The sequence below is a fragment of the Ideonella sp. genome (assembly GCF_035254525.1).
GTDB lineage: Bacteria > Pseudomonadota > Gammaproteobacteria > Burkholderiales > Burkholderiaceae_C > Ideonella.
Window position 1 is genome coordinate 1 of sequence record NZ_DATFAN010000077.1, and the last position, 7943, is coordinate 7943.

A 7943-nucleotide genomic window follows, 5' to 3' on the forward strand; every position below is an offset into this window, starting at 1 on the left:
CTGAGCACTTCCACGACTTCATCCGTGACCGCCTGGAGTTGCGACGTCTTCGCGCGAAAGCGGTTTGAAGGCCCCTGGATACGCCTGCGGCGCAGGGCCAGCCATGCAGTGCGTCCCGGAGGTGGCAAGAGTGGCGAGCTCCGCGGGCGTAGCGGCCGGAGCGGGGAAGTTGCTGGCGTGGGCTGTCACTGGAGTCCTCTGAAGTTGATGACTCGCCGTCTAGCCACCACGTTCAGGCATCCCTGCGCTTTACGTTTAAGGAGGACGGCTACATGACCTGCGCCGCCTCGCAGCGCTCCAAAAGCGCTCCACGGGCACCGTGGACAAGTGCGCGAAAGGACGCGCAACGGTGCGCTAAGATGTTGAGTTCTCGTCCGAAGGAGGTCCGTAGAGGTACTTGGCCCACATTCGGGACGTAGAGGCCGGAGGTTCGAATCCTCTCACCCCGACCAGGAATTCCTTTTCCCATTGATCTCTCGTGCTGATGCCGCGGCGCCCGTCGCGGCACGGTCTGTCTCGCCAGACCGACGAAGCGTGACGAGGTTTTCATCGCAGCGGCCCATGAGGCCGATCTCGATTTACAGCCCCTGAACCTTCGGCGATGATGGCCGGTCATGGTCTTTCTGCGCCCAGGCGGTGCGGTGCGCGTTTGTGGACACCCTGATCGAAGCTCCCTCCTCTGCGTTGTCCGGCGTTGCCCGGGTGCTCGTTCACGGCGGGAAGCTGAAGGTGCAGCGGGCCGAGGAACTGACCACCACCGCCCGCGACAAGCGAATCAGCTTCGTCGCGGCGCTGATGGATTCCGGCGAGATGACGCCATCCACGCTGGCGCACAGCCTGTCCAGTTCATTGGCGGTGCCGTTGCTCGACCTGGACGCGGTCGATGCCCAGCGCCTGCCCCGGGGCATCCTCGACGCCAAGCTGGTCACCCAGTACAAGGTGCTGCCGCTGTCCAAGCGCGGCAGCCGGCTGTTCCTGGCCTGCGCCGACCCGACCGACCAGGAAGCGGGTGAGCGCATCAAGTTCGCCACCCAGCTCGCACCCGAATGGGTGCTGGTCGAGTACGACAAGCTGAACCGCGTGCTCGAGGCCCAGGCCACCCCGGCCTCGCAGGCGCTCGAGACGCTGGCCACGACCGATTTCGATTTCGACGTCACCGAGGAAGACACTTCGCAGCCTGCGGCCGCCGAGGTGACGACCGAGGTCGAGGACGCCCCGGTCGTGCGCTTCCTGCAGAAGATGCTGGTCGACGCGATCAACCTGCGCGCCTCCGACCTGCACTTCGAACCCTACGAGTTCAACTACCGCGTGCGCTTTCGCGTCGACGGCGAGTTGCGCGAGATCACCCAGCCGCCGATCGCGATCAAGGACAAGCTCGCCTCGCGCATCAAGGTGATCTCGCGGCTGGACATTTCCGAGAAGCGCGTGCCGCAGGACGGCCGCATGAAGCTGCGCTTCGGCACCAAGTCGATCGACTTCCGGGTCAGCACCCTGCCCACGCTGTTCGGCGAGAAGATCGTGATCCGGATTCTCGATTCCTCGAGCGCCAAGCTCGGCATCGAGGCACTGGGCTACGAGCCCGCCGAGAAGGAACGCCTGCTGCATGCGATCCACCGGCCCTACGGCATGGTGCTGGTCACCGGCCCCACCGGCTCGGGCAAGACGGTGTCGCTCTACACCTGCCTGAACATCCTGAACCAGCCGGGCGTCAACATCTCGACCGTCGAAGACCCGGCCGAAATCAATCTGCCCGGCATCAACCAGGTCAACGTCAACGACAAGGCGGGCCTGAACTTCGCGGTGGCGCTGAAGTCCTTTCTGCGCCAGGATCCCGACATCATCATGGTCGGCGAGATCCGCGACCTGGAAACCGCCGACATCGCGATCAAGGCCGCGCAGACCGGCCACCTGGTGATGTCGACGCTGCACACCAACGACGCCCCGTCGACGCTGACGCGGATGATCAATATGGGCGTGGCGCCGTTCAACATCGCCTCCAGCGTGCTGTTGATCACGGCCCAGCGCCTGGTGCGCAGGTTGTGCGAGAACTGCAAGAAGCCCGGCGATTACCCGCGCAGCGCGCTGCAGAAGGCCGGCTACGGCGACAGCGACCTGGACGGCAGCTGGATGCCCTATCGGGCGGTCGGGTGCGGCAGCTGCAACAACGGCTACCGCGGGCGGGTCGGCATCTACCAGGTGATGCCGGTGACCGAGGAGATCCAGCGCATCATCCTGTCGCAAGGCTCGGCGGTCGACATCGCCGCCGCCGCCCAGCGCGATGGCGTGCGCGACCTGCGCCAGTCCGGCCTGCTGAAGGTGAAACTGGGTGTCACATCGCTGGAGGAAGTGATCGCCGCCACGAACGAGTAGGCGCACGCCCTCGGCGACGCAGCACAATCGCGATACATCACACATCGATCGTTTGGGGATCGGCCGGAGGCTCAATGGCAACTGCAACCGCGACGGCGAAAGACGTCAAGGAATTCATCTTCGAGTGGGAAGGCAAGGACCGCAACGGCAAGATCGTTCGCGGCGAATTGCGCTCCGGCGGCGAAGCGGCGGTCAGCGCGAGCCTGCGCCGCCAGGGCGTCATGGTCACCAAGATCAAGAAGCGGCGCTCCGGCGGCGGCAAGGCGATCAAGGCCAAGGACATCGCCGTCTTCACGCGCCAGCTCGCGACGATGATGAAGGCGGGCGTGCCGCTGCTGCAGTCATTCGACATCGTCGGCCGCGGCAGCCCGAACCCGCGCCTGACCCGGCTGCTGATGGACATCCGCTCGGACGTGGAGACGGGTACCAACCTGTCGTCGGCCTTCCGCCGCCACCCGCAGTACTTCGATGCGCTGTACTGCAACCTCGTCGAAGCCGGCGAGGCGGGTGGCATTCTCGAAGAGCTGCTGACGCGCCTGGCGATGTACCAGGAGAAGACGCTCGCGATCAAGCAGAAGGTCAAGTCGGCGATGATCTACCCGGTGTCGGTGCTGGTCGTCGCCTTCGTCGTCGTCACCGTCATCATGATCTTCGTGATCCCGGCCTTCAAGGACGTGTTCAAGTCCTTCGGTGCCGAGCTGCCCGCGCCGACGCTGCTGGTCATGGCCATGAGCGACACGTTCGTCAAGTGGTGGTGGTTGATCTTCGGCGTGATCTTCGGCGGCGGCTACGCCTTCATGCAGACCTGGAAGCGCTCGGAGAAGATGCAGTTCGCGATGGACCGCTTCCTGCTGCGCCTGCCGATCTTCGGCGACCTGATCCGCAAGGCCATCATCGCGCGCTGGACGCGCACGCTGTCGACGATGTTCGCGGCCGGCGTGCCGCTGGTCGAGGCGCTCGATTCGGTCGGCGGCACCGCGGGCAACTCGGTCTACGCCCATGCCACCCAGCAGATCCAGCGCGACGTTGCCACCGGCACCGCGCTGACCACCTCGATGACACAGACCGGCGTGTTCCCGAACATGGTGCTGCAGATGGCGGCCATCGGCGAGGAATCCGGCGCGCTGGACGACATGCTGTCGCGCGCCGCCGACTTCTACGAGGAAGAGGTCGACGAGATGGTCAAGGGCCTGTCGACGCTGCTGGAGCCGATCATCATCGTCTTCCTGGGCGGCTTGATCGGCGGCATCGTCGTATCGATGTACCTGCCGATCTTCAAGCTCGGCCAGGTGGTCTGACGTGCTGGGGGCGGATGCACTGAGCCTGTGGCTCTCCCCTGTTGTGCTGGCCCTGCTGGGCCTGTGCATCGGCAGCTTCCTCAACGTCGTCGTTCACCGGCTGCCGCGCATGATGGAGCGCGACTGGTGGAGCGACGTGGCCCACGCGCTGGCCGATGGCGAGTCGTTCCAGCGCTGTTTCGGGCGTGAGCCGCCCAAGGCGCTGGCGGGCACCGCCAGCGAGGTACAGAAGGGGCTGGAGGGCCTCGCGCCCTACGGCCTCGCGCGCCCACGTTCGGCCTGCCCCGCCTGTGGCCACGCCATCCGCTGGTACGAGAACATCCCGCTGGTGAGCTGGCTCGCGCTGCGCGGCCGCTGCTCTGCCTGCAAGACGCCGATCTCGCCGCGCTATCCCTTCATCGAATTGCTGACGGCCGTGCTGTTCGCGCTAGCCGGGTGGCACGTGGGCCCGAAGCCCGTGGTGCTGCTGTGGTGCGCGGTGCTGGCGGTGCTGGTCGCGCTGGCGGCGATCGATTGGGACACCACGCTGCTGCCCGATGCGCTGACGCTGCCGCTGCTGTGGGCCGGCCTGGGTGCCGCAGCGCTGGACTGGACGCCGCTGAAGCTTTCCGACGCGTTGTGGGGCGCGGTCGCCGGCTACCTCTCGCTGTGGTCGATCTACTGGCTGTTCAAGAAGGCCACCGGCAAGGAAGGCATGGGCTTCGGCGACTTCAAGCTGCTGTCGGCGCTCGGCGCCTGGCTCGGCTGGCAGGCCATCCTGCCGATCGTGCTGATGGCCTCGGTGATCGGCGCCGCCGTCGGCATCGGCATGAAGCTCTCGGGCAGCCTGCGCGAGGGACGCTACGTGCCGTTCGGGCCCTTCCTCGCGGGCGGGGGTGTGGTCGTGCTGCTGGCCGGCACCGAGCGGGTGCTGGGCTGGATCGGGCAGGGATGAACCCGCGGCCGGTGCCGCCACTGCGGGTGGGCCTGACCGGCGGCATCGGCAGTGGCAAGAGCACGGTGGCGGCGGCACTGGCCCGCCGCGGCGCCTGCATCGTCGACACCGACGCCATCGCACGCGAGCTCACCGCGCCGGGCGGCGCAGCGCTGCCGGCCATCGCGGCCGAGTTCGGTGCCCAGATGCTGGACGCGGCCGGCGCCCTCGACCGGGCCCGCATGCGTGCCGAGGTGTTCGGCCAGACCGAGGCGCGGCATCGCCTCGAGGCAATCCTGCATCCCCTGATTGGCCAGCAGGCCCAGGCCCGGGCCGCGGCGGCCGGGGCCGCGCAGCCGGTGGTGTTCGACGTGCCCTTGCTGACCGAATCGGGGCACTGGCGCGAGCGTGTCGACCGGGTGCTGGTCGTCGACTGCGACGAGGCCCTGCAGGTTCGGCGCGTGATGCAACGCTCGGGCTGGGCCGAGCCCGAGGTTCGGCGCGTGATCGCGCAGCAGGCTCCACGCAGCGCGCGCCGGTCGATCGCCGATGCGGTGATCAGCAACGGCGAGGGCGTCGGCCTGACAGCGCTCGACGCGATGGTCGGCGCCCTGTGGCGCCACTGGTGGCCGCAGGCTCTTTGAAACGCCTGCCCCGCAAGGGCTGTGAAACAATCGGCGCTCCCCGCGGACTGCCGCGGGGCCCCGGCAGCCCGCGCAAGGACGACTGAGCTTGGTTCTTTACGAATACCCCTTCAACGAAGGCATTCGCACGATGCTGCGGCTGGAGCACCTGTTCGCCCGGCTGCATCTGCTGCTGCCGCGCGACTCGGCGGTCGACCACCACTTCGCGCTGGTGACGCTGTTCGAGATCATGGACGTCGCATCGCGCGCCGACCTGAAGTCCGACCTGCTGAAGGAACTCGAGCGCCACAAGGCCCAGTTGCAGGCCTTTCGCGGCAACCCCAGCGTTTCCGAGGCGGCCCTGGACGAGATCGTTGCCCGCATCGACCACGCCCATGCGAGCCTGAACCACCTGGCCGGCAAGGCCGGCCACACGCTGACCTCGAATGACTGGCTGATGAGCATCCGCAGCCGCATCAGCATTCCCGGCGGCACCTGCTCGTTCGACCTGCCCGCCTACTACGCCTGGCAGCAACTGCCGCCCGAGCGCCGCCGCGCCGACCTGACCCACTGGGTCGACACCCTCGTGCCGCTGGCCGAGGCGCTGCTGCTGTTGCTGAACCTGCTGCGCGACGCCGGGGTGCCGCACCGCGTCGTGGCCCAGGGCGGCCAGTACCAGCAGAGCCTGCCGGCCGGCCGCACCTACCATCTGCTGCGGCTGTCCATCGACGAGTCGCAGGGCATCGTGCCCGAGATCAGCGGCCACCGGCTGATGGTGTCGGTGCGCCTGATGCGCGCGGACGCGGAAGGGCGCCTCAAGCCCCACCACGGCGACACCACCTTCGACCTCGCCCTGTGCGCTTGAGCTTGCACCATGGCTGAACCTGCAGCGCCGGGCCCCGCCTCGCCGAAGCCGCGCACCGTGCCCTGCCCGGCGTGCAGGCAGCCGGCGCTGTTCTCGCCGGAGAACCCGTACCGGCCGTTCTGCAGCGCCCGCTGCCAGGGCAACGACTTCGGCGCGTGGGCCAACGAGGCCTACCGCGTCAGCGCGAACCCGCCGCCCGACGACAAGGAATAGAGCCTGCGCGATGCTTGGGGGGATGCCCCCGATCGGGCCTTGAAAGGCCAGCGCCGGTCCCTATAATGCCCTTTAGCACTCACCCCGCCGGAGTGCTAACACCCGGCGGCGGCGAGCAGGCTCTTCGGTGCCCGCCGGCCTCCATGCTGGGGGCACCATGTTGTGAATGAGCACCAACTTCTGTTGGGCTCCATATCCAGTCTCACTGCCAATGCACAAAGGAGATGCAATGAAGCTTCGTCCGTTGCACGATCGCGTGATCGTCAAGCGCCTGGAAAACGAAACCAAGACCGCCTCGGGCATCGTGATCCCCGACAACGCTGCCGAAAAGCCCGACCAGGGTGAAGTGCTGGCCGTCGGCCCGGGCAAGCGCAACGACAAGGGTGATTTCGTCGCCCTGAACGTCAAGGTCGGCGACCGCGTGCTGTTCGGCAAGTACTCCGGCCAGACCGTCAAGGTCGATGGCGAAGAGCTGCTGGTCATGAAGGAAGACGACCTGTTTGCCGTGGTGGAAAAGTAAATCGCCGAGGCGATCTGCTTTCGTCGCAGGCTAACTTGGCGCAGCCAAGTTAAGGGCCGAAGGCCCGGCCGCAGACAGAAGTCAACGAACACACACACCTACTGAATCCGGAGAATCAAACATGGCAGCAAAAGACGTCATCTTTGGCGCTGACGCCCGTCACCGCATGGTCGAAGGCGTGAACATCCTGGCCAACGCGGTCAAGGTCACGCTGGGCCCCAAGGGCCGCAACGTCGTGCTCGAGCGCTCCTTCGGCGCCCCCACCGTCACCAAGGACGGTGTCTCGGTGGCCAAGGAAATCGAGCTGAAGGACAAGCTCCAGAACATGGGCGCCCAGATGGTCAAGGAAGTCGCTTCCAAGACCAGCGACAACGCCGGTGACGGCACCACGACCGCCACCGTGCTGGCCCAGGCCATCGTGCGCGAAGGCATGAAGTACGTGGCCGCCGGCATGAACCCGATGGACCTCAAGCGCGGCATCGACAAGGCTGTCCTGTCGCTGACCGAAGAGCTGAAGAAGGCCTCGAAGCCCACCACCACCAGCAAGGAAATCGCGCAGGTCGGCACGATCTCGGCGAACTCCGACGAATCGATCGGCAAGATCATCGCCGACGCGATGGACAAGGTCGGCAAGGAAGGCGTGATCACCGTCGAAGACGGCAAGAGCCTGAACAACGAGCTGGATGTCGTCGAAGGCATGCAGTTCGACCGCGGCTACCTGTCGCCCTACTTCATCAACCAGCCCGAAAAGCAAGTCGCGCTGCTCGAAAACCCGTTCGTGCTGCTGTACGACAAGAAGATCAGCAACATCCGCGACCTGCTGCCGACGCTGGAGCAGGTGGCCAAGAGCGGCCGTCCGCTGCTGATCGTCGCCGAGGAAGTCGAAGGCGAAGCGCTGGCCACCCTGGTCGTCAACACCATCCGCGGCATCCTGAAGGTCGTGGCCGTCAAGGCGCCGGGCTTCGGTGACCGTCGCAAGGCGATGCTGGAAGACATCGCGATCCTCACCGGCGGCAAGGTGATCGCCGAGGAAGTCGGCCTCACGCTCGAGAAGGTGCAGCTGGCCGACCTCGGCCAGGCCAAGCGCGTCGAAGTGGCGAAGGAGAACACCACCATCATCGACGGCGCCGGCAAGGCAGCC

The 7943-nt window shown here is 66.6% G+C and carries 8 protein-coding genes; all 8 read left to right on the forward strand.

What is annotated here, in order from left to right:
- The first annotated feature begins 651 nt into the window (after positions 1-651).
- On the forward strand, positions 652-2370 hold the full coding sequence (gene pilB / locus VJ693_RS07765) for a type IV-A pilus assembly ATPase PilB (RefSeq protein WP_324153016.1): 1719 nt from the start codon (positions 652-654) through the stop codon (positions 2368-2370).
- A 74-nt stretch (positions 2371-2444) separates the two neighbouring features.
- Complete coding sequence (locus VJ693_RS07770) at positions 2445-3668, forward strand: type II secretion system F family protein (RefSeq protein WP_324153018.1); 1224 nt, start codon at positions 2445-2447, stop codon at positions 3666-3668.
- Positions 3669-3711: 43 nt separating this feature from the next.
- Positions 3712-4602 (forward strand): A24 family peptidase, encoded by an 891-nt coding sequence (locus VJ693_RS07775; protein ID WP_324153019.1) that lies wholly within the window; start codon positions 3712-3714, stop codon positions 4600-4602.
- Positions 4599-5225, forward strand: coding sequence for a dephospho-CoA kinase (gene coaE, locus VJ693_RS07780; protein WP_324153021.1), 627 nt, complete (start codon positions 4599-4601; stop codon positions 5223-5225). Before VJ693_RS07775 ends, coaE begins: the two co-directional genes overlap by 4 nt.
- Before the next feature lie 88 nt (positions 5226-5313).
- Positions 5314-6069: a cell division protein ZapD gene (gene zapD / locus VJ693_RS07785; RefSeq protein ID WP_324153023.1), complete on the forward strand. Its 756-nt coding sequence runs from the start codon at positions 5314-5316 to the stop codon at positions 6067-6069.
- A 9-nt stretch (positions 6070-6078) separates the two neighbouring features.
- Positions 6079-6282 (forward strand): DNA gyrase inhibitor YacG, encoded by a 204-nt coding sequence (locus VJ693_RS07790; RefSeq protein ID WP_324153025.1) that lies wholly within the window; start codon positions 6079-6081, stop codon positions 6280-6282.
- 229 nt (positions 6283-6511) lie between these two features.
- Complete coding sequence (gene groES / locus VJ693_RS07795) at positions 6512-6802, forward strand: co-chaperone GroES (protein ID WP_324153026.1); 291 nt, start codon at positions 6512-6514, stop codon at positions 6800-6802.
- Positions 6803-6923: 121 nt separating this feature from the next.
- Positions 6924-7943 (forward strand): chaperonin GroEL (gene groEL, locus VJ693_RS07800; protein ID WP_324153027.1); only part of this gene is annotated, 1020 nt, incomplete at its 3' end.